30 protein-coding genes are annotated in these 25,869 nt (G+C 34.5%); 25 read left to right on the plus strand and 5 right to left on the minus strand.

Annotated features, from left to right (window positions below):
- The 3 genes from M0Q20_RS06540 to M0Q20_RS06550 all read left to right on the plus strand — a co-directional run.
- The coding region (locus M0Q20_RS06540; protein ID WP_295059556.1) for an ATP-binding protein at positions 1–620 on the plus strand (620 nt) is incomplete at its 5' end.
- Positions 621–630: 10 nt separating this feature from the next.
- Positions 631–987: an STAS-like domain-containing protein gene (locus tag M0Q20_RS06545; RefSeq protein ID WP_295059559.1), complete on the plus strand. Its 357-nt coding sequence runs from the start codon at positions 631–633 to the stop codon at positions 985–987.
- Entirely contained in the window at positions 980–1,525 is a 546-nt protein-coding gene (locus M0Q20_RS06550; RefSeq protein WP_295059561.1) for a PIN domain-containing protein, read from the plus strand. The genes M0Q20_RS06545 and M0Q20_RS06550 overlap by 8 nt, the downstream gene beginning before the upstream one ends.
- 79 nt (positions 1,526–1,604) lie before the next feature.
- Here the strand turns inward: M0Q20_RS06550 and M0Q20_RS06555 are convergent, their stop codons facing one another.
- A complete protein-coding gene (locus tag M0Q20_RS06555; protein WP_295059563.1) occupies positions 1,605–3,770 on the minus strand; it encodes an EAL domain-containing protein in 2,166 nt (721 codons plus the stop codon).
- 130 nt (positions 3,771–3,900) lie between these two features.
- Between M0Q20_RS06555 and M0Q20_RS06560 the strand changes: the two genes are divergently transcribed.
- Positions 3,901–4,173, plus strand: coding sequence for a hypothetical protein (locus tag M0Q20_RS06560; protein ID WP_295059565.1), 273 nt, complete (start codon positions 3,901–3,903; stop codon positions 4,171–4,173).
- On the opposite strand, the gene M0Q20_RS06565 is transcribed toward M0Q20_RS06560, so the two are convergent.
- Entirely contained in the window at positions 4,163–5,497 is a 1,335-nt protein-coding gene (locus M0Q20_RS06565; protein ID WP_366933655.1) for an MATE family efflux transporter, read from the minus strand. The two genes, M0Q20_RS06560 and M0Q20_RS06565, sit on opposite strands and share 11 nt — an antisense overlap.
- Positions 5,476–5,757, minus strand: a complete 282-nt coding sequence (locus M0Q20_RS06570) for a hypothetical protein (RefSeq protein WP_295059567.1) — start codon at positions 5,755–5,757, stop codon at positions 5,476–5,478. The genes M0Q20_RS06565 and M0Q20_RS06570 overlap by 22 nt, the downstream gene beginning before the upstream one ends.
- A 169-nt stretch (positions 5,758–5,926) precedes the next feature.
- Here M0Q20_RS06570 and M0Q20_RS06575 point away from each other — a divergent pair, with 169 nt between their 5' ends.
- The 9 genes from M0Q20_RS06575 (at position 5,927) to M0Q20_RS06615 (ending at position 13,036) form a co-directional block, all read left to right on the plus strand.
- A complete protein-coding gene (locus M0Q20_RS06575; RefSeq protein WP_295059569.1) occupies positions 5,927–7,186 on the plus strand; it encodes a TolC family protein in 1,260 nt (419 codons plus the stop codon).
- A complete protein-coding gene (locus tag M0Q20_RS06580) occupies positions 7,183–8,328 on the plus strand; it encodes an efflux RND transporter periplasmic adaptor subunit (RefSeq protein WP_295059571.1) in 1,146 nt (381 codons plus the stop codon). Before M0Q20_RS06575 ends, M0Q20_RS06580 begins: the two co-directional genes overlap by 4 nt.
- Positions 8,325–9,470, plus strand: a complete 1,146-nt coding sequence (locus tag M0Q20_RS06585; protein WP_295059573.1) for an ABC transporter permease — start codon at positions 8,325–8,327, stop codon at positions 9,468–9,470. Before M0Q20_RS06580 ends, M0Q20_RS06585 begins: the two co-directional genes overlap by 4 nt.
- Before the next feature lies 1 nt (position 9,471).
- Positions 9,472–10,185, plus strand: coding sequence for an ABC transporter ATP-binding protein (locus tag M0Q20_RS06590; protein ID WP_295059575.1), 714 nt, complete (start codon positions 9,472–9,474; stop codon positions 10,183–10,185).
- Positions 10,186–10,253: 68 nt separating this feature from the next.
- Complete coding sequence (locus M0Q20_RS06595) at positions 10,254–10,547, plus strand: DUF1104 domain-containing protein (protein ID WP_295059578.1); 294 nt, start codon at positions 10,254–10,256, stop codon at positions 10,545–10,547.
- Positions 10,548–10,593: 46 nt separating this feature from the next.
- Positions 10,594–10,893, plus strand: coding sequence for a hypothetical protein (locus M0Q20_RS06600; protein WP_295059580.1), 300 nt, complete (start codon positions 10,594–10,596; stop codon positions 10,891–10,893).
- A 22-nt stretch (positions 10,894–10,915) separates the two neighbouring features.
- Positions 10,916–11,572, plus strand: a complete 657-nt coding sequence (locus tag M0Q20_RS06605) for a response regulator transcription factor (protein WP_295059582.1) — start codon at positions 10,916–10,918, stop codon at positions 11,570–11,572.
- The gene (locus tag M0Q20_RS06610) at positions 11,550–12,716 is read left to right on the plus strand and encodes a HAMP domain-containing sensor histidine kinase (RefSeq protein ID WP_295059583.1); all 1,167 of its coding nucleotides are present in this window, start codon (positions 11,550–11,552) and stop codon (positions 12,714–12,716) included. The genes M0Q20_RS06605 and M0Q20_RS06610 overlap by 23 nt, the downstream gene beginning before the upstream one ends.
- Positions 12,710–13,036: a hypothetical protein gene (locus M0Q20_RS06615; protein WP_295059585.1), complete on the plus strand. Its 327-nt coding sequence runs from the start codon at positions 12,710–12,712 to the stop codon at positions 13,034–13,036. The genes M0Q20_RS06610 and M0Q20_RS06615 overlap by 7 nt, the downstream gene beginning before the upstream one ends.
- Here the strand turns inward: M0Q20_RS06615 and M0Q20_RS06620 are convergent.
- Entirely contained in the window at positions 13,023–13,877 is an 855-nt protein-coding gene (locus M0Q20_RS06620) for a DUF808 domain-containing protein (protein WP_295059586.1), read from the minus strand. The two genes, M0Q20_RS06615 and M0Q20_RS06620, sit on opposite strands and share 14 nt — an antisense overlap.
- Before the next feature lie 15 nt (positions 13,878–13,892).
- A complete protein-coding gene (locus M0Q20_RS06625) occupies positions 13,893–15,101 on the minus strand; it encodes an MFS transporter (RefSeq protein ID WP_295059587.1) in 1,209 nt (402 codons plus the stop codon).
- A gap of 116 nt (positions 15,102–15,217) precedes the next feature.
- Between M0Q20_RS06625 and M0Q20_RS06630 the strand changes: the two genes are divergently transcribed.
- From M0Q20_RS06630 to M0Q20_RS06685, 12 genes are all read left to right on the plus strand, one after another.
- Entirely contained in the window at positions 15,218–15,598 is a 381-nt protein-coding gene (locus M0Q20_RS06630; protein ID WP_295059589.1) for a flagellar protein FlaG, read from the plus strand.
- 136 nt (positions 15,599–15,734) lie between these two features.
- Entirely contained in the window at positions 15,735–16,949 is a 1,215-nt protein-coding gene (locus M0Q20_RS06635; protein ID WP_295059590.1) for an argininosuccinate synthase, read from the plus strand.
- A gap of 24 nt (positions 16,950–16,973) precedes the next feature.
- Positions 16,974–17,711, plus strand: a complete 738-nt coding sequence (locus M0Q20_RS06640; protein ID WP_295059592.1) for a ferredoxin-thioredoxin reductase catalytic domain-containing protein — start codon at positions 16,974–16,976, stop codon at positions 17,709–17,711.
- A gap of 9 nt (positions 17,712–17,720) precedes the next feature.
- Positions 17,721–18,167: a 50S ribosomal protein L9 gene (rplI, locus tag M0Q20_RS06645; protein ID WP_295059594.1), complete on the plus strand. Its 447-nt coding sequence runs from the start codon at positions 17,721–17,723 to the stop codon at positions 18,165–18,167.
- Entirely contained in the window at positions 18,167–18,712 is a 546-nt protein-coding gene (gene hslV / locus M0Q20_RS06650; RefSeq protein ID WP_295059596.1) for an ATP-dependent protease subunit HslV, read from the plus strand. Before rplI ends, hslV begins: the two co-directional genes overlap by 1 nt.
- Positions 18,709–20,037 carry an HslU--HslV peptidase ATPase subunit gene (hslU, locus tag M0Q20_RS06655; protein WP_295059598.1) on the plus strand — a complete coding sequence of 443 codons (1,329 nt, stop codon included), beginning with the start codon at positions 18,709–18,711 and terminating at the stop codon, positions 20,035–20,037. Before hslV ends, hslU begins: the two co-directional genes overlap by 4 nt.
- 8 nt (positions 20,038–20,045) lie before the next feature.
- Positions 20,046–20,924, plus strand: a complete 879-nt coding sequence (gene era / locus M0Q20_RS06660; protein WP_295059601.1) for a GTPase Era — start codon at positions 20,046–20,048, stop codon at positions 20,922–20,924.
- Positions 20,921–21,886, plus strand: coding sequence for a L,D-transpeptidase family protein (locus tag M0Q20_RS06665; protein ID WP_295059603.1), 966 nt, complete (start codon positions 20,921–20,923; stop codon positions 21,884–21,886). The genes era and M0Q20_RS06665 overlap by 4 nt, the downstream gene beginning before the upstream one ends.
- Positions 21,887–21,895: 9 nt before the next feature.
- Complete coding sequence (locus M0Q20_RS06670; protein WP_295059606.1) at positions 21,896–23,212, plus strand: M99 family carboxypeptidase catalytic domain-containing protein; 1,317 nt, start codon at positions 21,896–21,898, stop codon at positions 23,210–23,212.
- Entirely contained in the window at positions 23,205–24,761 is a 1,557-nt protein-coding gene (locus tag M0Q20_RS06675) for a hypothetical protein (protein WP_295059609.1), read from the plus strand. Before M0Q20_RS06670 ends, M0Q20_RS06675 begins: the two co-directional genes overlap by 8 nt.
- Entirely contained in the window at positions 24,758–25,396 is a 639-nt protein-coding gene (gene pilO / locus M0Q20_RS06680) for a type 4a pilus biogenesis protein PilO (protein ID WP_295059612.1), read from the plus strand. The genes M0Q20_RS06675 and pilO overlap by 4 nt, the downstream gene beginning before the upstream one ends.
- Positions 25,396–25,860 (plus strand): hypothetical protein, encoded by a 465-nt coding sequence (locus tag M0Q20_RS06685; RefSeq protein WP_295059615.1) that lies wholly within the window; start codon positions 25,396–25,398, stop codon positions 25,858–25,860. Before pilO ends, M0Q20_RS06685 begins: the two co-directional genes overlap by 1 nt.
- Positions 25,861–25,869 lie beyond the last annotated feature (9 nt).

The raw sequence follows: 25,869 nt of genomic DNA on the forward strand, positions 1-25,869 counted from the left end.
AAAATGGATTTTTATCATTTTATGGGTATCCAAAAGTTTATGACACAAATCACACTACTATCGAATATAAGAAACTAAAACCATCAGACACAAGATATTTTAATCAGTATCTTGAAGATGAACTTTTAAGCAGAACAGAGTTTCCAAATATGAGCGAAGCCGTGCATGACAAAATAAACGAATCCATCCAAGAGATGTTTATAAATGCAACAATACATAGTGAAACAGATTTCATTTATACTTGTGGGCAATTTTTTCCAAAAGACAGCAGATTGAATTTTACTATTGTAGATACGGGCATAGGCTTTGCAAAAAGGATAAAAAAAGATTTTGATATGAAAGTTAGTTCAAGTGATGCTATAAAATGGGCTATGGTAGAGGGGCATACAACTAAGCAAAATGTATCTGGCGGTTTAGGGCTTGCCTTGCTTAAAGAGTTTATTACACTAAATAAGGGTAAAATTCAAATCATTAGCGGAGACGGTTTTTATGAGCTTCATGATAACAATGAAAAAATACAAAAACTAGACAGCTATTATGACGGGTCGATAATAAGCATGACATTTAAAACAGATGACAGCAAAACATATAGATTTGCAAGTGAAGAAGATTTATTTTGAGGAAAATATAATGAATGAAGTAAAAGTAAATATTTTTAGTATTGTTGGGCAAAAAGATTGTACTTTGCCTGAAGACGGCGATAAAGTCCATAAAACAATACAAAAAATTCTAAAAGAGGATAAAAAAGCTTCAATATCCTTTTTAAATGTACAGAAACTAACAACTGCTTTTTTAAATAATGCTATCGGTAAGCTTTACGGCGAGTTTGATGAAACTAAAATCAAAAATAGCTTAAGCGTTCAAGATTTGTCGGATAGTGGCAAAGCAAGATTTAAAAGAGTCACGACAAACGCTAAAAATTATTTTAAAAATCCAGATAAGATGAAAGAATCTATCAAAGAAATTTTAGGTGAAGATGATGAATAGATATACTCCATCATCTGTAAGTAGTATAAGGGATAAAAAAATATTTTTTGATGCAAATATTTTAATCTATCTTTTTGGTTATGGTACGCCTACTATCGCTAATTGGGAGAATCAATATGCTAGACTTTATTCAATTCTTAACAAGCAAAATAGTAAATTTATAATAGATTTTATCGTTATATCTGAATTTGTAAATAGAGCTATTAAAATAGAGTATAAAAATTATTTAGCAAGTAATAATATTACGGAAAAAGATTGTAAATATAAAGTTTATAGAAATTCAAAAGATGGAAAGGATGCTTTGAATGATATTTACTTGAGTGTAACTGATGATATATTGACTCAATTTGAGGTTGTGGAAAAAAGTTACTCAAAAGATGATTTAATTTCTATGTGCAGTGTGGATAGTCTAGACTTCTCTGATAAGGCTATTGCAAAGATTTGCGAAGATAATCAATTTATACTATTAACAAATGATACAGATTTTAAAGATGTAAATATTGATATTTTAAGTTGCCATAAAAAAATTTGTATCTAACTATAAGAAAGAAGCTTTAGACAAGAGTGACGAAGACTTCTTGAATTAGATATTTCAGCTAAATAAGTGTTTTAAAGGGTTAACTGCTTAACAAATCCATAGGACGGCCAAAGTAGTAACCTTGGAACTCGTCCACGCCGTACTTTTTAAGAAGCTCAAATATCTCTTTGTTCTCCACAAACTCTGCAACAGTGATGATATTTAGCTCTTGTGCGAATCGTACTATGCTCTTTACCAAAATTTTTGAGTCGTTATTAGTAAGTATATTTTGTATAAGAGAGCCGTCAATCTTTACATAGTGTGGCTTGAGCTGTAAAATGTGGGCATAGTTGGCATAACCGCTTCCAAAATCATCTATTGCAATTAGCACACCGATTGCTTTTAATTTTTCAACAACCATAGTTAACATCTGAAAGTTTTCCACACCCTCTTGTTCTGTTATCTCTATTACAACTCTCTGCGGTGAGTCAAACTTCTTAATCTGCTCAATCAACGTATCCATTACAGATGTATTGAAAAAATCGTTTGGCAAAAAGTTTATAGAGATTTTTTCACTTCTTTTAGCGAAAAAAGATAAGCTCTGCTCTAACATCTCTTTGGCTATTTTTATATACAAGCCGCTATGTTTTGATATATCTAAAAAATCACATGGGTATAAAATGTTTCTTTCTCCCTTCTCAAACTCAACTATTCTCGCTAGTGCCTCATATTTTATAACTCTGCCGTTACTATCTGTTATAGGTTGAAAAAACGGGACTATATTTTTATGTTCAAGCGCATATTTTATACACTTCTTAATTTTTAAAACATTTTGAGAATACTCTTTGGTATCAACTTTTTTAGAATACATCAAATAAGGCAAAGAGCGCTCTTTTGCTCTTTTTAGAGCCATTTGAGCATCTTCAAGCAGATGTTTGTCGCTAAACGCTAATCCGGAATATATCTCTATAGATATAGTCTCCTCAACTTCTGCTGCAAATATTTTCATAGAGTTTATTTTCTCATGAAGCTCTTCAATGATTCTATAATACTCATCACCATCAAATTCATCTCTATTTTTTAACAGTACATACTCATCGGAAGATATTCTATAAGCATCAAACCCATATTTTTTACCAAAATCCTCAAAAGCCTTTGCTACTTCTATCAAAACCTCATTGCCCACATCTACGCCGTATATCTCATTAATAATACTAAACTCTTTAATATTACTCAAAATAAGCATTTTATTTTTTTGCGAAAGAAGAGCATCATTTAGTGCATGTCTGTTTAACAAATTGCTCAGATGATCCGAATAGACCTGTTTTGCAAAATATTTCAAAACTTTGTTAAACCCCAAGTGATGAATAGTTCCTAAAATAAGCATAATTACAACAATGGCAATAAATAGATGCTGCATAAACTCTCTATCTTTCTTTACAATTCCAGACATGTCATAACCTAAGATTAGGTATCCAAGTGTTTCTGATAGATGGTTCTTCAATGCTATACCCATATCTATTTTATAGAGTTCAATATCCTCTTTATGGTTGTGGCGCAGGTGATTTTTTAATTTTTCACTGCCTTCTATATAGATATAGTTTTCACCGACGGCAACCCCCTCTTTTTCTAGCATAATATCAAGAAGAGGCTTATTGATGGCAATACCTACGTCAGCTTTAAAAATAGAGTTTAAATTTTTTAAAAAATTTTGAGGAGATATTCCAAGCTCAACATTTCCCACATAGTTGTCATTATAAAAAATCGGTTTTGTAACCCTGTATGTCATCTCAAGATTTCCAACCTCAAAACCGCTAAATGAACGATGGAAAGTGTTTGTATCTACTATTAGTGTTCTTTTTTCATTTAACATGTCGCCAAAATATTCAGGTTTATGCGCTCTAAAGAGTGTTATACCTTCGCTTGAACGAAAGGTGAGAATATTAATAGAGTTTTGTATAAGTTTTATGCGGCTATAAAGAGGTGCGACTATTGATTTTATCTCATTGTAGTCTCTTTTTGCAATAGCGCTTGCCAAGCCCTCCTCTGCTACTATCTCTTCAAGTCTAAGCGCTAACTCTACCCTGTCATGTTCTAGATTTATCTCAAAAAGATTCTGTGCAGAGTATGTAACTGCTTTAAACTGCTTATCTAAAGAGCTCTTTAGCTCATAATTTAAAAATAGATAAATAACTCCAAAAGAGAAGAGCAAAACGATTGAAGTAAAAATTAACGTATTGCGTCTTGTCTGCTCAGGGATAACCATACACCATACCCTCTATTTTTTGATTTTAAAATAATTGTACCCTTTTCATCTTAAAGCTTCTATTTTTTTTACTTATATATCACTAATACTTTTGTGCAATACTTTGCATGCTAAAAAGAAGGAATTAACTATGAAAAAGCTTTTATTATTGACTCTACTCTCTACAGCACTTCTGTTTGCTAAAGATAGTTTCAAAAATCATGAGCAGAAGATGCGGATACAAAAAGAGAGAGGGACGAAAGAGATTAGCCGAGAGAAAAATAGCTACACGCAAGAACAAAGCAACAGATATAGATATAAAAATAGCTATAAAAGTAGTATAGAACAATCTAGTAGCTCAATGCAAAGCACTCAAAGAGGTGCAATGGAGACAGATAACTCTTCTGATTTAATTATACCTTAGTCTCAAGCCAGTTTCTTTTTTTGTAAACATAGGCATACAGCAGCCCTTTTATAAGAGTCTCTATATTCATTATAATAAAAATAACAATTATCCCATACCCCATTTTATAGGCTATATATGATGGTATGACTCTAAAAAACCATAATGAGAGAACATTTATCTTAAGTGTTATCTTTGTTGCTCCGGCACCTCTTAGTGCACCGGAATATACAAACACTATGGCAAGAGGTATTTGAGCGAGCCCAACTAAGATGAGATAGTATGAAGCTACCGCTATTGTCTCTTTATCTTCTGTAAAAAAACCTACAAGAAACTCAGGAAAAAGAATAAGAAAAAGACCGACACTTCCCATAAATATATAAGCGACTCTACCGCTAATTATACCCATATTGTAGGCTCTTTCTCTATTTTTAGCACCAAGGCTCTGCCCTACTAGAGCGGTTGCTGCTATTGCAAAACCAAATCCCGGCATAAACGCAATACCCTCTATACGAAGCCCTACCTGATACCCCGCTAGGGCTTCTGTCCCATAAGCGGCAATAATTGCAACAAAAAGCAAAAATGAGATACTTGATATCCCACGATCAAGTGCCGCACTCCAGCCTATATGCCAAACCCTGATTAAATCCTTTACCCTTATAATAGGAATAAAATTTAGTTTTGAGTAAGGCTTTTTTATAAGTATATAGTAAGCCAAAACATTAAAACAGTAAGCAAATACCGTTGCATAAGCGGCTCCCTCAATTCCCATGGCAGGAAATCCAAAGTGCCCAAAAATCAAAATATAGTTCAAAAAGGCGTTAATTGCTGTTGAGACAAGCTTAATATAGAGCGAATTTTTAGTATCTCCCGCTGCTGAGAGTGCATTATACAGAAGTGTGTCGATAAAAATCACAACCAATCCAAGTGATATTATCTTAAAGTAAAGAGACCCCTCATGTATAACATCAGCCTCTGCTCCCATCAGAGAGTAGATATATTCGCTTCCGAAGTAACCGCCAAATGAGACAAACAGCGATAGTATTGCAGCAAGAATTGCAAGTGCATAAAGAAGTGCCGATGCTCTTTTTTTCCTACCCTCTCCGATAAACCTTGAGATTAGAGCATTTCCTCCGACAACATAAAGCGTCATAAGTACATTTATTATCATCATAAACTGCATACTCATACCAACGGCAGCAAGCGCCGCAACGCTTACCATACCTACCATGAGCATATCTATTAAAATTTGAAGAATATCTACAAGGTGTTTTAGTGCTGCAGGAATTGCGATAGTAAATACTCTACGAGTATCGCGGGAGATTATTTTTGAAAAAATTGTGATACCTCTTGCATGACTGCCATTAGTTCATCTTTTGTTTTAAACTCTAGAGTGACTCTCTCTTTTGTTTCTGCATTTATCGGAGTAAAGTCAAAAATAAGCACATATGATTTTAGCTTAACCTTCTCGCTGTAAAGCTCCGTCCACTCTAGACTCATCTCTGCAACTTCTCCATGCATATCTACGACTACGGCAGGATAGAGGCGCGTTAATTTACTTAAATCCAAATCACCGACACTCGACTTATAAATCATTTTTTTCATAATCTAAACTTTTTATTATTATTTTAGTATAGTAGCTAATCATGGTTGATAGTTGGCTTTTTTATTGCATCTAAAATGGTACAATAGGTTATCGTTTCACAATGTTTTCACACCTTTAGTTTATAATACTATTATAATTAAAATATTTTACAAAAGGAGAGTCTAAATAATGAGAAAATTTATGTTTCTATGTTTTTACCTTTTTCTCAATATATCCGGTGCCAAAGAGTTGACACTCGATGAGTGTATAGATAAGACACTAAAAAATCATCCTGATATAAAAAAGGCGGCTTTAAGTGTTTTTGAAAAAAAATCTTCCGTAGATATTGCTAAAGCAGATTATCTCCCGCAGATAAATGTGAGTGCTCAGTACAATCCAATCGATACCTTTACTATGCCAAGAAATAGTCAGTTTGATACGATTGAGGATGATAGTTGGCGAGTTAATGCCGCGCTTAATCAAAAGATATATGATTTTGGAAAAACAACTTCAACTATTAAGGCGTATAAAAAAGATGAGAACATAGCCAATCTTTCCCTAGATGACGCAAAAGCTCTTCTTGTTTACCAGGTAAAAAACTATTATAACCTAGCTCTTTTAAAGACAAAAGAGACAGAGGTAAGAGAGAAGGATTTACAAACAAAAGAGGAACTCTACAAGCAAGCAAAAGCACTTGTCAAGCAAGGTCTAAAGACAGAAGCCGATGCCACTAGCATACTAAGTGAGCTACATATTGCTCAAGATAACCTTGCAATTGCCAAATCCGATTTCTACAAAACACTTACAACTCTCTCCCTTTATATAGGAGAAAAAATTGATGTTGATACGCAGCTCAAAGAGACTACAGAAACAAAAAACGAAAACATAATGAATGTTGACCTGCTTCTAAAAGATATTTTGGCTAAAAACTTTTCACTTAAAAGCTCTCAAGAGGAGATACAAAGAGATAACCTATTTTATGAGGCAACAAAATCAGAGCACTTTGGCTCGGTTGATGCCATAGCCTCATACACTCATCAAGACTCCCTCAATGAGTATGACGAATCTATGGTTGGAGTAAGTATTACTATCCCTATCTACAGCGGTGGAAGAGTAAGTGCCCAAACACAACAAGCTCATATTGCAAAAGAGATCTCAAGAGAAGCATACAATTCTCAAAAACTTCTGATTCAAGAGGAAGTAGAGAATTTGGTACTTGATTTGCAAAGATATAAGTACACTATAGAGGCTAAAGAGGCACTCATTAACTCCTCAGAGGCAACAAGAGAGATAGTAGAAGCAAGGTACAAGGAGGGGCTCTCAACCTATATAGAGGTTCTTGATGCACTATCAACGCACCTTTTTGCAAAACTGGGGCTTCTTGAGGCTAAATTTGATATCAACAATATAATAAACAGACTAGATTATCTACAAGGACAAATTCAATGAACAGATGGTTAAAATATATAATAATTGCACTAATTATCGCTATTGGCGGCACTATTTTTTACAATAAAGTATATATTGTAAAATCAACATTTGCTACAACAAAACCGACAAGAGGAGACCTGCATGTAACAGTGCGCGGCATCGGAAATGTTGATGCTAAAAATATATATACTATCACGGCACAAAGCGGCGGAGAGATAGAAAATATATATTTTGACGAGGGTCAATGGGTGAAAAAAGGGGATCTGCTCTTAACGATTGACCCGGTAGATCTTCCTATGCTCTTTGATGAAGAAAAAGTAGCGCTTAGCAAAGCTAAACATGATGTCCAAACTGCGCAAGGCGACCTTGAGAGTCTCAAAGCACAAAGAGCACTTATCGTAGTAACATATAAACGCTATAAAGAGTTACTACAAAATAAATATGTAACACAAGCAGAGTATGACAAAGCACTTAGCGACTTGCAAAATATAGATGCACAGATAAATGCATCTAGAGCAAAAATCGCCTCTGCAAAGCTAGAGATAGAGCGATTACAAAAGAGCATAGAAGCGATAGGCGAAAAACTAAAAAGAGTTAAAGTTTACTCTCCTGTTGATGGATATGTAATCTCAAAAGATGCAGAAGTCGCACAATATGTTCTACCATCTACACCGATTTTCAAGATAGTAGACCCTAAAACACTCTGGGTTGTGGCAAATATTGATGAGAGGATAGCAGACAAAATAGAACTTGGTCAAATAGCCTCAATTAAGCTAAGGTCTCAACCTGATATAGAGTTACTTGGAAATGTTCAAAGGATAGTGGCTATGAGTAACCTTGTCACACTTGAGAGAGAGGTAGCAATAGGATTTAAAACTACTCCTATTCCATTTTATATAAATGAACAAGCAGAAGTAAACATAAAAGTCGCAAAGTATGAGAATGTACTAAAAGTTCCTCTAGCTTTAATCGAGACAAAAGATGGAGAAAAAGGAGTATGGGTAGCAAATAGTGACACTGCACATTTTATGCCAATCTCTATCTTGGCACAAAACAATGAAGAGGCTGCCGTCTCATCGGGTATTAATAAAAATACAGAGTTACTTGTGCCTAACGCCAAGAACAGACCGCTTAGAGATGGGATGAAAATTAACAGATGATTAATTTAGCCGCGAGAGATATTAAACACACTCTTGGTAAGTTTTTAGTAACTGCTATGGGTGTTGGGATGCTACTAGGACTTGTCCTTGTCATGATTGGTGTATATCGTGGCATGATGGTAGAAGCAGAGATTCTACTTAACGATATAAGTGCAGATATATGGATTGTTCAAGAGGATACTCTAGGACCTTTTGCCGAATCCTCAAGAGTTCATGAAGATCTAAAAAATATTATCCGCGCAGTACAAGGCATAGAAAAAAGCGAAGCGATGACTTTTCAAAATATTCAACTGCCTCGTAAAGACAAATCAGTTCTTGCCTTTGCAGTCGGTTATGACATTCATGGAGCTATAAACCCCATAAATCCAAAAAGGTTAGTAAAGGGACGAAATTTAAAAAATGATCACTATGAGATTGTAGTCACAGATAGTACAGGCTTTAAATTAGGCGAGGAGATAAAACTTGGAAGAAACTACTATAAAGTTGTGGGCATAACAAGTAAAACAGTCTCTAGTGGTGGAGACCCTTTAGTGTATATCAGTCTAAAAGATGCACAAGAACTGCAGTTTTTATACTCAAACAAAGAGATACAAAACGATGAAGCAAGAGGAATAAAAAATTCAGAGTCCTATAGAGCAAATGCAATTATTGCAACTATTAAAAGTGGTTTTGATATAGAAAAAGTAGCCGCAGACATAAGAAAGTGGCAACATAAAAATGTATATACGGCTAAAGAGCAATCAGACATACTTACAAAAAATTTAATTGAAAAATCTGCTCAACAGATAGGACTCTTTACTGCTATACTAGTTGTAGTATCAACAATAATCATAGCTCTAATAATCTACACAATGACTCTAGAGAAGATGAAGGTAATATCAATTATGAAACTGATGGGACTACCCAACAGCCTTATTATTGAGATGATTGTTAAGGAGACTTTGCTTCTTGGTATTTTTGCTTTTATTTTTGGAAATATATTTTCACACTTGATTTATGATAAATTTCCAAAACTTGTAGTGCTACAAATTCCGGATGCATGGATACTTTTTGGTGTAGTCATAATTGCTTCTATATTAGCCTCATTTGTAGGTGTTAAAAAAGTTATAAGCGCCGATCCGGCAGCAGCAATCGGAGGATAATATGAACAAACAAAGCGCCATAAAAGTTCAAAACTTAGTCAAACATTTCGGCAAGGATGATAACTTAGTCCGTGTAATTGAGAATGCATCATTTGAGATACAAAAAGGTGAAGTCGTAGCCCTCATAGCTCCAAGTGGAGCCGGAAAAACAACTCTTCTTATGATGATAGGCTGCGTTATTGAGCCGACAAGCGGAGAGATTTGGTTAGGAAAAAACAAAGTCTATCATGACAAATGGCTAGCTAAAGATACAAGACGTATTAGAAGAGAGAAGATAGGGTTTATTTTTCAGGCACACTACCTAGTTCCATTCTTAAATGTTTTAGAAAACATAACACTTCTGCCTCAAGCTAATAAAGTAAGCGAGAAAGAGGCACAAAAAAAAGCGATGGAACTTTTAAAGTATTTTGAAATAGATGATAAAGCATACAATATGTCATCACAACTCTCCGGGGGACAAAACCAAAGGGTTGCCATAGCACGTGCGCTTGCAAATAATCCTGAGATAATTCTAGCAGATGAGCCAACAGCTGCACTAGATGGAGAGAGAGCTGTTAGTGTTATAAAAATGCTAAAAAAAATTGCAGCAGAACAAAATGTTGCAATTATCACAGTTACACATGATGAGAGAATCCTCCCCTATTGCGACAGAATAATGAAGATAGAAAACAGAGGTATAGTTTTTCATGATGTTGATGATGAAGGTATATTATAAAGTCTCTCTATTTTATTTCACATCTACTTCACAATTTCTCGTTAAGATTATGGCTAAAGGAGCATATTATGAAAAAAAAAGTTATTCTATCTCTATTTGCCGCAACCTTGTGCTTTGGTGTCGACTATTCACAAATGAGTACTGAGGAGATGCAAAACATGCGTGGTAGCGTACCTGCTGAGGAGCGGGATGCTTTTAGAGCTGAGATGCAAAATCGTGTTAACAATATGAGCCAAGAGGAGCAGGACTCTTTTAGACAAAGTAACTCCAATGGCAGTTCTCAGGGTCCAAGAGATGGTACAGGTAACATGTACAAAGGTTCTAATGGCGGAAGTAGTGGCGGAGGCAGAGGAAGAAGATAATCTCTTTAGTATCTGTTTTGACAAATAACAATTAAAAGGAAATATAATGGATGTAACTTCAACAAGCTCAATACAATATATGAGAAAAATGGACGGTTCCGGCGGTAGTCAAGGGCAAGGCGGCATGAAGGAAATTATGCAGAGTCTATCAACTGATGACAAAAACAAAATGATTGAACAACTTAGTTCTATGAGCAAAGAGGATAGAGCAGAAACCGTGGCTCAAATGAAAGAGGTTGACGCTTCAACTTTGAGTAAGCAAGATTATACAAAAGAACTTCTTGAGATACTTGATAAAGCCAATACGAACAAAGCTGAGAATCCGGGCTTTTCGTTATATGCATAACGATTTTAAGGTATAATTTTTTATGAAAATTTTATACCTTGAAGATGATTTAAATCTATCTCAAACTGTTGAAGAGTTTCTAAAAGATGAAGGCTTTGAAGTAACTTGCGCTTACGAAGGCGAAGAGGCTCTAGATTATATTTACAACTCTATCTTTGACATTTTACTTCTAGATGTAAATGTTCCTCAAATTGGCGGATTTGAACTTCTTCGTGAGCTAAGAGAAGCAAAAATTAGCACTCCTGCTATATTTATAACCTCACTAAACGGTATAGATGATCTCTCAAAGGGATATGGGTGCGGTGCTGACGACTATATAAAAAAACCATTTGCACTCAAAGAGCTACTTCTTAGAATAAATGCTATTTTAAAAAGAGAGTATAAAACACAAAGTAACTCTGTAAAGATAGACGAAAAAATCAACTTTAATATATACAGTAATGAGTTGATTATAGATGATAAAACGACTCTGCTAAATCAAAAGGAGTCTCTTTTACTAAAGCTTCTTCTAAAGCATCATGATGAGTGTGTTAGTTTTGAAAACATCTATCAAAACGTTTGGCAATTTAGCGAAGAGCATAGTTACATGAGCTTAAGAACGTATATAAAAAATTTGAGAAAACATATAGGCAAAGAGAGAATTTTAAGTATAAAAAATGTTGGGTACAAACTTGTATAGCGGTGAAAAAAAAAGTATTATTTATGTACTGGGGCTTTATCTAAGTTCCACAATTCTTCTTATTGCAACATTTTTTACAAGTTATTACTATTATGAGCGAGAGCAGTTTGTTCATGATGAAAAAGAGATTTTAAAAAAATATACACTTGAACTAGAAGAGAAGCTATCGGTGCTCAATGAAAGTAGCGATGAAAGGCTGCTATACCCGAGGTTTGATAACTTCAAAAGTGCAATTTACGACATAGACAAGCATCTTATTTTCAGTACAATAGAGAACATAGATATAAAAAACTTTAAGCAGAATTTTTTTACAAAAGATGCCAACTCTTACCTAATATCATCTCTAACCCCATACTACCTCGGAGCCGCTTATATAGTCATACAGAAAAAATCCAAAGATGTGGATATTTTAAATAATTTAATATACATAGCTATTATAACCGTAATCATTACCGTTATAACCTCTTTTTTCCTTGTAAACATTGTCCTTCGACCTTTAAGGGAGAATATAAAACTTCTTGATAGTTTTATAAAAGATACCACCCATGAGCTAAACACTCCTATTACTGCGATTTTAACAAATATAGAGACCATAGACTCTTCAAGCTGCGATGAAAAAACACTCCGAAAGCTTGACCGTATAAAAATTGCATCTGCAAGTATCTCAAATTTATATCAGGATTTAGTCTATCTGCTTTTAAATCATAAAACATCACTGCAAAATATAGACCTAAACCTCTCTCAAATATTAATTGAGAGGATAGAATACTTTACATATATGGCAAATATGAAAAAAATAGGCTTTATCATGAATATAAAAAGTGATGTTCATTTTACTGCCGATAGAAAAAACATGGAGCGTCTTATAGATAATATACTCTCAAATGCGATTAAATACAGTAACAAATCAACAGTGATAAATATTGTTTTAAAAGATTCACTACTAAGTATAGAGGATGAAGGTAAAGGCATGAGTAAAGAGGAGCTTGATAAAGTTTTTACAAGATATCTTAGGTTTGACAAAACTCAAGGAGGATTTGGAATTGGTTATAGTATCATTAAGTCAATAATTGACGAGCATAATATGAAAATAGATATTGAATCAAAGAAAAATAGAGGTACAAAGGTAACCTTAACATGGTAAAAATATTGGCTATTTTAGTTCTCTTTAGCACAATAATTAGTGCTTCTGAGTTTGAGAAAAATTGTTTAACCTGCCATGGAGGAGATTTTAAATTTCATATTATTATGAATAAATATACACTTAAATACAGCAGCGAGAAAAGAATTAAAAAAGCTATTTTTGAGTACCTAAAAGAGCCAAGCATTGAAAAAACAATTCTCCCTTTTGAGTATATAAAAAGATTTGGTCTAAAAGAGAAAAGCACGCTTGACGATAAGACATTAAGAGATATGGTAGATATATACTATGATAAATTTAACTTACAATCTAAACTTTATTGAGTATTGTTTTAAAGCCATTTATAATAGCCAAAACAACGGCTCCTATAACTAAACCAATTATCAAATCATTAACAATTGCTGGAAGCAATTCTATAGAATAATCATGAAAAAACTCTATTTTATGAACAAGTATACCGCCACCAACCAAAATCATGGCGAATGTTCCGACAACTGTCAATGTTTTTATAAGTTTTGGCATAGCACCTATTAACATATTCCCACTCTTTGGGTGTTTTTTACCTATAAGCCAAAACCCGACATTATCCATCCTAACTATCATGGCAACTAACCCATAGACTCCAAAAGTCGCCAAAAGTGCAACAAAAACAGTTGAAGATACTTGAACTATAAAGGAGCGATCTGCAACAGCAGTAAGTGCAATAACTATTATCTCAATAGAGAGTATAAAGTCTGTTAAAATTGCCGACTTTATCTTTTGCTTCTCAATTTCGAGTATATTATCTTTAGTTGAGTTTAAAAGCTCCTCATTTTTGCCTTCATCTTTTTTATGAAATATATACTCCTCTATTTTTTCAGTGCCCTCATAAAGCAAAAATAGAGCACCCAAAATAAGGATAAAGGTGATTAAAGAAGGAGCCAAAGCTGTTAAAATAAAAGCAATAGGTAAAATAATGACTTTATTTTTTAAAGAACCTTTTGTAATAGCCCATATAATTTTAAGCTCTCTTGATTGATCAAACCCCGTGGCTTTTTGCGCATTTACCGCCAAATCGTCTCCGAGAATTGCGGCTGTTTTTTGAGTTGCTACCTTGCTTGCAACTGCCACATCATCTGCTAGTACTGCTATATCATCTAGGAGTAATAAAATTCCAGATGCCATTTTTTATCCTCGTATTTAATTTTTTACCTCTTTGATATTTTGGGTCTTCAGTACCCATCTAAAGTAGATTGCACCAAATATAAACCCAAAGCCTAGCAATATTGTTATAAACTCTAACGTAACTCCTTTTGTTGCCAAAAAACCTATCATAAAAGATGTAAATGTAGCTACTGTCAAAAAGAGCATATCATTGTATGCTACGATTCTACCGTAATACTTAGATTCTATATTTTTTTGAAGCAGCGTGTATGTGTAAGACCATAGTGTTGTAGTAAATAGCCCCACAATTACACTTGCAAACAGAGACATATAAAAATCATCCATAAGGTATGCCCAGAGCCAAATTGCAAATGCCTGAAAAATAAAAACATTTACCAACCTTTTGTTGTTTATCCAGTTTCCAAAAATTATTGGTCCTATAATCAAACCGATCGCTCTTGAAGCGTGTATAAGTCCAAGTGCAAGAGAAGTTGCAATGATTGAGGCGTAATATTTATCTACCATTAGTGCTACTAACGCATCAAAAGCAGTAAGTCCTACAAATGAGTGCATTATCATTAGATGAACGGCTTGTGGCGTTCTCTTAAAGTACCTAAAGCTATCTCCTACCATCTGAATAAAACTCTCTTTGCTCTTAATAAATTCCACTTCAATATTAACTCTATAAAGCAGTAAAAAAGCAACGACAAACATACCGGCATCAAGTATAAATGCTATCTTTACTCCAAGTAAATAAACAACAAAGCCGCTAAGTGCCATTCCTAAGGTGTAAGAAAGAGACCATATTATTGAGTGGAGTTCATTTGCTTTTTGTAATTTTTCTCCGCCTAAGAGTTTTGGCAAAAGCGACATCTCAGTCGTGAAGTAAAAACTAGCTGCCGCCATCTTAATAAAGACAAGCGTATAGAGAAGCCATAAATCTGATAAATCATTTACAAAAACCAGAAAAAGTGTTGCAAAAATCTCAACTGTTATTAAAGTTAACATAAGTTTTTTTGGTTTGACGCTGTCAATTATAGAGCCGGAGAGCGGAGCCTGTATTATTCCTGAGAGAAAATGAAGCATGGCAGTAAATGCAACAACTTCAGGAGCTACTTTCATCTCCAAAAGAAGCGTATAGATTGCAACATTACTAAACCATGCCCCAAAATATGCGATTAGCTGTATAAAAGAGAGTTTTCTTAAAACTGTTTCTGATTTTAATAACTTGATATATTGTTTCATAAATGCAAGATTATCATAATTTCAAAGCAAAAAAAGTTGTTTTTTTCTACTTCGCTAAAGTTATTTTTTTTTATGTCGATTTGCTGTTTAATAATATTCTCTAAAAGGAGTAAGTCATGGATGGCATAACTAATGTAGCAAAACAGCAACAATCACAAATATCTCAACAAGAGAGTCAAGGAGTTGTAACAACTCAGACGCATCAAGTAGAGCAGCCAAAACAAGTAAATGTTGTCAAAGAGATACAAGAAGAGAACAGTAGCAAAAAGATAGACTCAAAAGAGCAAGTGCAGGATTTGGTAGATCAACTAAACAAGGCACTTGCACCAATGACTACTAATGTAAAGTTTGGTGTTGACATGCAAGATATTTTTTATGTATCTGTTATAGAGGCAGAAACAAGCAAGATGATAAGAAGATTTCCTGCCGAAGAAGCTATCGGTTTCTTACCTAAAATGAAAGAAGTCTCAGGCATTCTTTTTGATTCAAAAGGGTAAAGAAAAACCCTTTTGAACCTGTTTTATACACCTTACTACGCTCAATAATTTTTTGCTCCTATAATTTCACTAACCATTCTTTAATACTTCTTGTAGTAAAATCGCGCTAATTATTTTGCTTAAGAAGGGTTTCTACATGAAAAAAGAGGTTAAAAAAGTAGTTTTAGCATACTCAGGCGGACTTGATACTAGTGTTATTTTAAAATGGCTACAAGATGAGTATAAATGTGAAGTTGTTACTTTTACTGCCGATATCGGTCAAGGCGAAGAGGTTGAACCTGCTCGCGCTAAAGCACTTTCACTCGGCATCAAACCTGAAAATATATTTATTGAAGATTTAAGAGAAGAGTTTGTAAAAGATTATGTTTTCCCTATGTTTAGAGCAAATGCAATCTATGAGGGGGAGTATCTTTTAGGAACTTCTATAGCAAGACCGCTTATAGCAAAAAGGCAGGTTGAGATTGCTCATATTACCGGAGCTGACGCTGTTAGTCATGGCGCAACAGGAAAAGGAAACGACCAAGTAAGATTTGAGATGGGTTACTTAGGCAAAGACTCCACCTTAACGATTATTGCTCCATGGAGAGAGTGGGATTTAAACTCAAGAGAGAAGCTTTTGGCTTATGCTGCAGAACATGGTATACAAATCGAGAAAAAAGGTAAAAAATCTCCATACTCTATGGATGCAAATCTACTTCATATCTCTTATGAAGGCGGTATACTAGAAGACCCTAATGCTGAGCCTGAAGATAGTATGTGGCTATGGACGACAAAACCCGAAGATGCTCCAAATACCCCCGAATATATAACTATTGGATACGAAAACGGCGATCCTATCTCACTAAATGGCGAGGAGTTAAGCCCTGCAACAATGCTTGAGGCGCTCAATAAATTAGCAAACAAACATGGAGTCGGTCGCGTAGATATAGTTGAAAATAGATTTGTCGGAATGAAGAGCCGTGGATGCTATGAAACACCGGGTGGAACAATTATGCTAAAAGCCCACCGTGCTATCGAATCTATCACGCTTGACCGTGAAGAGGCGCACTTAAAAGATGAGTTAATGCCTAAATATGCGAAGCTAATCTATAACGGTTTTTGGTTTGCTCCAGAGCGTGAAATGCTTCAAGCGGCAATTGACAAAACACAAGAGAATGTAAACGGAACAGTAAAGCTAAAGCTCTATAAAGGAAATGTAGTAGTTGTAGGGCGCTCATCTGAGTGTTCACTCTTTAACCCTGAGTACTCTACATTTGAAGAGGATGCCGTCTATGATCAAAAAGACGCTGCCGGATTTATTAAACTAAATGCACTTCGCTTCATTATTGAAGGCAAAGCTAGAAAAAAATAACTATTTATCTTACGAGGAAAAAACATGAGCATAATTAAAATAGATATGAACTCTCAAGAATTTCAGGATGAAATGCAAAAAACTATAAAATTTACAGATAAAGTAAACAAGCAGTTTGGTTGGGTTTACAATCCGCAAGAAGAAGTCAATGAGGGTGTACAGATGGGTCTTGCAAGAAACAAGCTTATGTACAAAAAGCGTTTTTGCCCATGTTTTATGGTTGAAGTTGTTGATGGTAAACCAAGAAGTGTAGAAGATAGAATCTGTCCATGTAAGCCGGCAATTGAGAAAGAGATTCCTGAAGATGGCGTATGTCATTGTGGGATATACTGTACACCTGAGTATGCAGAAAATAAAAAAGCGGAAATGGGAATACAAGAGGTAGTTCATAGCCACTCACGTGGCTTAACCCAAGAAGAAGCAAAAGTTTTACTAAACGAAAGAGAACTTGATGCAGATGAGCTTGTCTCTCTTCTTGAAGCAAGAGAACTAGGCATGATAGATTTTAAACTCGTAGATGTTCGTGAGCATATGGAGTGGCAGATGGGTCATATAGAGGGTGCTGATAAACTTGTTCCTACTAGCAGTTTTTTTGCGGCTTTAGAGGATGCTAAACTAAACAAAGATGAAAATATTATTCTCTACTGCCATGTAGGAAGCAGAAGCGCTCATTGTGCTAGAATTTTAAATGACATGGGGTATTCAAAAATTGGAAATCTTACTCATGGCATCATCTCATACAGCGGCGAAATCAAGAGGTAAGGAGAAAAAATGAAAGTGCTATTAATAAAAGATGTCAAAGCTTTGGGCAAAGCAGGCGAAGTTAAAGAGGTCAAAGATGGTTACGGTCAAAACTTTTTAATAAAAAAAGGGTTTGCAAAACATGCAACAGCAGAGATTCTAGAAGAGCACAAAGAGAGTCAAAGATTAGCAGCAGAAAATTTAAAAAAAGAGATTGCAAGCTTAAAAGAACTAGCTGTAAAACTTGATAAACTAGAAATTGTCATCACTAAAAAAATTGGACAAAACGGTCACCTCTTTGGCTCAATAACAAAAGATGAAGTTGCCACAGCACTACTAGAACAGCACGATGTCCAGATAGATAAAAAAGATATTACAGATAAAACTACTATTAAAACAGTCGGTAAGCATGAGTTAGATCTTAAGCTAGGTCATGCAGTTCATGCAACACTACATATTGATGTTGTAGGCGAATAATGTTTGACGCAACTACGATACTCGCCTATAGAGGTAAAAGCAAAGCTGTAATCGGCGGTGACGGTCAAGTTACCTTTGGAAATAGCGTCTTAAAAGCTAATGCAACAAAAATCCGCACCCTGCATAACGGAAAAATCTTAGCCGGTTTCGCAGGAAGTACGGCTGATGCTTTTAACCTCTTTGATATGTTTGAAGATTTTCTAGAGGCAAAAAAAGGCGATATTTTAAAATCGGTCATAGAGTTCTCTAAAGCATGGAGAAAAGATAAAGTTCTAAGACGACTTGAAGCTATGATGATAGTTTTAAATAATGAGCATATTTTTATACTCACAGGAAACGGCGATGTCGTAGAGCCCGAAGATGGCGAAATCGCCTCTATCGGGAGTGGTGGAAACTTTGCTATATCTGCAGCACGTGCGCTAAAAAAGCATACAGAAATGGATGAAGAGGAGCTGGTACATCAAAGCCTCTCTATTGCAGCAGATTTGTGTATATACACTAACCACAATATAAAAACTCTTATACTAGAGGGAGAGGCAAAGTGAATTTAACACCAAAAGAGATTGTTGAGTATCTAGACAAATATGTCATCTCGCAGCATAATGCAAAAAAAACAATCGCACTAGCCCTTAGAACTAGATATAGAAGAATGCAACTTAGCCCCGAACTTCAAAAAGATATCATGCCAAAAAACATTCTCATGATAGGCTCTACGGGTGTGGGCAAAACAGAGATTTCAAGACGTTTAGCAAGTATGATGAGAGTTCCATTTATCAAAGTAGAAGCTAGTAAATACACAGAAGTGGGTTTTGTAGGACGCGATGTAGAGTCAATGGTTCGAGATTTGGTTATTGCGTCAATCTCTATTGTAAAAGCTGAGAAAGAGGAAGAAAACAGAGAGAAGATAGAGAACTATGTTATAAATAAAATAGTAGAGAAACTTCTTCCACCTCTTCCTTCGGGTGCGAGCGAGAGTAAAAAAGATGATTACCAAAGACTTTTAGAGGCCATGGAAAAAAGAGTTCTCTCAGGCGAGATGGATGATAAAATTATAGAGCTTGAGATTGAGAAGATACATGTGGAGTTTAATGACACAAACCTACCGCCTGAGATGGCAAAGGTTCAAGAGTCGTTCTCAAAAGTTTTCTCTCAAATGAACAAGGATGACAATAAAAAAGAGGTAAGCGTAAGAGATGCAAAAACTATCTTAAAAAGTGAGGCAAGCGCAAAACTACTAGACTCTACAAGCATAAATACAGAGGCACTTAAGCGTGCAGAAGATGGCGGGATTATCTTTCTTGACGAGATTGACAAGATAGCAGTTAGTGAGAAATCACAAGGTAGAAATGACCCTAGCAAAGAGGGAGTTCAAAGAGATCTACTTCCAATAGTCGAAGGCAGCAGCGTTAGCACAAAGTATGGAATTATAAATACCGACCATATTCTATTTATTGCAGCGGGTGCATTTCACCTCTGCAAGCCAAGCGATCTAATCCCTGAACTTCAAGGAAGATTCCCTCTTAGAGTCGAACTTGAATCCCTGACTGAAGAGACACTCTACCAAATACTTACTCAAACTAAAAATTCGCTACTAAGACAGTATGAAGCACTGCTAAGCACTGAAGGCTTGAAGCTTATTTTTGAAGATGAAGCCATAAAAGCAATAGCAAAACTGGCTCATCGCGCAAATGAGATAACCGAAGATATTGGCGCAAGAAGACTTCATACGGTTATTGAAAGGGTCTTGGAAGATATAAGTTTTAATGCAGACGAGTATAAAGACAAGGAGTTTATTGTCACCCAAGAGTTAGTGCATGAAAAATTAGATCTAGTTGTTGAAAATGATGATCTCTCCAGATATATCTTATAGGAAAAATTATGACTAAAGCAGGATTCGTCTCACTAATCGGTCGTCCAAACGCAGGAAAAAGCACGCTTATGAACTCACTTTTGGGAGAAAATATAGCAATGGTGAGCCAGAAAGCAAATGCAACAAGAAAAAGATCAAATGCAATTATTATGCATGAAAACACCCAAATCATTTTTGTTGACACCCCCGGACTACATGAGAGAGAGAAGGTTTTAAATCAGTTTATGCTCGATGAAGCACTCAAGGCTATGGGTGACTGTGACCTTATCGTCTATCTGGCTCCTGTTACCGACAATGTTGAAAATTATGAAAAATTTTTAAAACTAAACAACTCTAAAATAAAACATATCATAGTTCTAAGCAAGATAGATCAAGTATCTCAAGAGAAGTTATTTAAAAAAATAGCACAATACAACCAGTTTTCAGATGATTTTGAAGCACTTATCCCAATGGCTGTACCAAAAAAAGTTGGTCATAAGGATCTTTTAGAGACTATCTCAAAGCTTTTACCGGAGTCGCCGTTTCTTTTTGATCCAGAAGATTTGACAAGCGAACTTGTACGTGACATATATGCAGGATTTATCAGAGAAGGCGTATTTGAAAATGTAAGTGATGAAATTCCATATGAATCCGATGTATTGATTGAGAAAATTTATGAAGAGAAAAATATAGACAAAATTATTGCTACTATAATTGTAGAGAAAGAGTCCCAAAAAGGAATCATCATAGGCAAAGGCGGTGAGTCTATAAAAAGAATCGGTAAATATTCAAGAGAGAAGATTGAAGCCCTTAGCGGCAAAAAAGCCTTTTTAGATTTGCAAGTAGTTGTAAAGAAAGGGTGGAGTAAAGATAAATCATATTTGAAAGAGGTAGGTTATAGTTCATGAAGTTACTACTGGTCATACTTATTAGCTTAAATATTTACGCAAGTGATATTTTAACTAGTTACAGGATAAACGGCATTACTCAGATTGAAAAAGAGATGGATAAAGAGTTAACAAAAGAGGAGTACTGGAGTAAAATAGTAGAAGAGGCGGATACAACTTTTGGTTATATAGAATCTTATGATAATGTTCTTGCATGCGATAAATCAGAGTCTACTCTGCATCTCTACTCACTCGATGAGAACAGAAGCTTTAATTTTAGAAAAGCGTATGATGCCTTTACAGGAAAACTAAAAGGGGACAAGGTTAGAGAGGGGGATCTCAAAACCCCTATTGGGATATATAAAATAACTCAAAAACTCTCCAAAGAGACAAAACTTGATCCATTTTACGGTCCGCTTGCATTTGTAACCTCGTATCCGAATATCTATGACTCATATAGAGGAAAAAACGGCTCCGGTATATGGCTACATGGTCTTCCACCCGAAGATAGAGATGAGTTTACAAGAGGTTGTATTGCTATTAACAACTCAGGCATAGAGTGTTTAGATAGAAATATAGATATAGATAAAACTATCTTAATTATTGATGATACAAAAATAAAACAAAACATCTCAAAAGAGACGCTTACATCTATATTGTCGCAACTATACTTATGGAGATACACTTGGATCTATGATGACATAGACGGTTACCTCAGTTTTTATGCACCTTCATTTGTAAGAAGTGACGGGATGAGCTTAGATAGGTTCAAAAAATATAAAACTAGAGTTTTTAAGAAGATTGAGAAAAAAACTATTTTGTTTAACAATATAAATATTTTTCCATATCCAAACACTACAAATATATACCAAATAAATTTTAAAGAGTTCTATAAATCCGACACATTCAAATTTACCGGAGATAAAACATTAATCGTAGAGCTCGATGAAAATAATAAAATCCGTATATTGACTGAAAAATAGAAGAAACAGATGAAATATGTTTTAATAAAACTTTTCTTTATCTTCTGCCTCTGCTCTACTTTCTTAAATGCCAATGTTCAACTTATAAAAAAAGAGAATCCCGATTCAGAGACAACTCTTCTTGTTATAGGAGGTATTCACGGAAATGAGCCGGGTGCTTATTTCTCTGCATCTATTTTAGCAACTCATTACAAAATAAATTCAAACAACTTATGGATAGTACCTAATCTTAATCCGGATAGCATTCAAAAAAACTCCAGAGGCATCCATGGAGATATGAATAGAAAATTCGCCAAGATAAAAGATAACGATAAAGACAAGGAGATTGTTGAGGAGATTAAAGAGATTATTACACAAAAAAAGGTATCTCTAGTCTTAAACTTACATGACGGTAATGGATTTTACAGAAAAACAGACAAAGGAAACATATTTAATCCAAACGCATGGGGGCAAACTTGTGTTATTGATCAGTGTGCTTTAAGCCAGACACAACCTTTTGGCAACTTAAATACAATAGCTCTTGATATAAAAAATAGAATAAACAAAAGATTAATAGAAGACCATCATACATTTGATGTAAAAAATACTAACACAAAGTTTGATGACGAAGCAATGCAACTCTCTTTAACATACTATGCAGTTACTCACAATAAACCTGCTTTTGCGATAGAGAGTAGCAAAAATCTACCTTCCTTAGCTCAAAAAGTCTTTTACCATCTTCTTGCAATAGAAGAGTTTATGAATATAATGGATATAAACTATACGCGAGAGTTTGAGTTAGATGAGAAAAGCATTGCCAAACTCCTTGAAATGCACGGTGATTTAGAGATAAATGGTAACATTTCTATTAATTTAACTAATATAAAAAAATCTTTAAGCTTTATTCCGATAAAATCGAAAGGTAATGTATTTAAGTTTTCAAACCCGCTTGGAAGTGTTGCTAGAGAGGGTAATAGTTTTGTTGTCTATATAGGCAACAAAAAGATTGTAACTCTAAATCCACAATATTTTGAATTGGGTAAGTCTTGTGCCGATAAATTTGATGTAATTGCTGATGGAGTTAAAGTAACATTAGACAAAACTTCAGATATTATCGTAAATGACGATTTTAATATTATTAAACAAAGTGGTTATCGTGTAAATGTGATTGGATTCACATCAAAAGGTTTGATTGACGAAAGCGGAGTTACTGTTAAACTTAAAGATTTCGACAAAAGATACTCTATAGATGTAGACAACAGGATTTACAGGGTTGAGTTTTATAAAAATAGTGAATTTTGCCATATGTCCAAAGTTCACTTTATACAGGATGATGAAAATGAGTAAAAAAGAACAACACGCTTTCTCAAACGTGCTTTCTATCAATCCATACAAGGGTGCTTACGTAAGCGCTGTTTCAAACTTTTTAAATGAAACTACTTCTGCAACATACTCCAAAGAGCAGTATGTTATCTCTTATCTAAACACAAAAAGTTTTATAAATAGTCACATATCGGTTAGTAAAAATATTCCTGAGGAAGATTTATACGATGCTATCTACAACAAAGCGTATGATGAACTTGGGCTTGACCAAGCCATTATGTATCAATTACAGTATATTGAGACTTTTGATGCCTTAGAGGAGGAGAATAGAAGTTTTCATGTATTTATAATTGACCCGATGGTAGTTGATGACGTATTTAAAGATGTAGTTGAGAAGGTCAAGTATGTTGACTATATTCTCCCCTCTCCTCTTCTCTATAAATCTCTTTACTCTAAAGATTTAATAGAGAGTAGTGGGGTACACTGTTTTGTGTATTTTCAGGAAAATGATACGTTTATTACCATATATAATGAGAAAAACTTTATATATACAAAATCTATAAACTACTCATTTTTACAAATGCATGAGAGATTTTGTGAAATTTATGGAGAGCTAGTTGAGTATGAGGATTTCATAAACTTCTTATCAAATGAAGATCTAAAAACCACTGAGAATATTTACAAGTCACATATTATAAAGCTATATAAAGAGATTTTTTCAAATATTAACGATATTTTAACCTATGTAAAAAGAGCTCTAGATATAGAAAAGATAGAGTGTGTATATATAGATACACAGCTTAAATCTTTAACAAAATTAGATGAGATGGCTGAAGTAGAGCTTAGCATTAAAAGTAGCAGCTTTAACTTTGATTATGGATTTGAAAGTGATGATCACTATGTAGATCATTTTCACTCACTTATGTATATATACACAACTCTTCCTCAAGAAGACAAATATGAGTGTAACTTTACCACCTACTTTCGTCCTCCTAGTTTTACAAAAAGAGCTAGCGGTCGTGCAATTCTACTTGCTGCTGCTTCGCTTGTTCTTGCATTTTTATACCCCGCTTCATACTGGACGCTTACATATGCGCAGTCACTACAACATAAACTCTTAGAGGATGAGTACAAAAGTGTTCACAATATTAAAGTCACAAGAGAAGCAACTGTAAAAAATAGAGAAGCGGACAAAACAAAGGTCTCAACGCTTCTTGCTGCAGAAGAAAATGAGTATATTGATAAAAAAAATACACTTATAAAAATTCATGATGTTAAAGTAAACTACCCTATGAAAGCAGAGCTTATACATAGGCTAACAAAAGATTTAAACAGATATAGTGTCAAAATAGAGTCTGCTTTTTACTCAGAAGCTAAAGAGAGTGAAAAAAGCAGTAGCCTTATTAAAGAGCTAAAGCTTGGACTTGTCTCTTCAAATGACAAAAAGATTACCGATCTTATTAAATACTTAACAAAAGTTTATGAAGGAAAGTTTCATTTCTCAATAGCTGAGATATCATATGAAAATGAGTCAAAATTATACTTCGGTGAATTAAAGGTGAGTCTATTATGAATCTTAAATTGATGACAGAAGAGACCCTGCAAAAAATTGATAATTTTTTTAAGGAAAAATCTCAAAAAGACACTTATGTTGTTTATGCTCTAATTGTTGTTGTTATTTTTGCATTAGCCTATCCGTTTTATGACATCTCTATCAGTGAATTTGAAACTACTAAGAAAAAAGTTCAAGAACTAACAACAAAAATTGAGTCAGACAAAATTTATCTCAAAGTCAACACCGAAGCAAAAGTAGCAATGCTTACTCAAGAGATAAAAGGACTTGAAACTGAGCTTACTTCTCAAAAAGAAAAAAACAGCTACATAAAAAAGAAAATAGAAGCAATTTCAGAGCTTATCTATGATGAGAGAGCATGGGGAGAGTATCTTAACTCTATCTCCTTAAATGCTAAGAAACATAATATTAAGATAGTTAACTTTGTTAACAGTTACGCTAAAAACGATGAGTCTGCTTTTGGTCATGTTCTAGATATTAATCTTGAGGTCAAGGGTGCTTTTCTAGATACCATTAAGTTTATGAACTCTCTTGAGCAGAGTGAATTGGTTGTTGATGTGCATGATTTTAGTATAGAAGCTAAAGATACACTAGATACGAACCTTGATATTTCAGTTTGGGGGATTACTTACTAATGAAAACAGCATTAATAATACTACTCACGCTCTCTCTAAGCAACTCTCTTTTTGCTACTGAATTAGAGTGGGTAGATGAGCAGGTCGAAGCGATAAAGCCTCCTAGAAAAGGTGTAAATATTGCATCAATAGCAACTCCTTTTGTTTTTCTAGAAAAAAACAGGTCAAAAGATAAAAAAGATGCTAAAAAGACATCTACTTCTTCAAAAAAGAGCACACCTTCAAAAGCAGTCGATGCTCCTAAAGTAGAACAAAAAGCTCCTGTAAAAAAGAGCTTTACTCTAAGTACAATTATTAACTCATCGGCTATGATTGATGGAAATTGGTATAAGGTCAACGATAAATTACGCAGCTATACGGTAACAGATATTACCAAAACAACAGTGACTCTAGAAGATGGCACTAAAAAGCTTACTTTATCAACAATCAAAAGAAATCAAAATCTGAAATTCAAAAACAAATAGGGCGGATTC

This window comes from Sulfurimonas sp. (genome assembly GCF_023229025.1).
Taxonomy (GTDB): Bacteria; Campylobacterota; Campylobacteria; order Campylobacterales; family Sulfurimonadaceae; genus Sulfurimonas.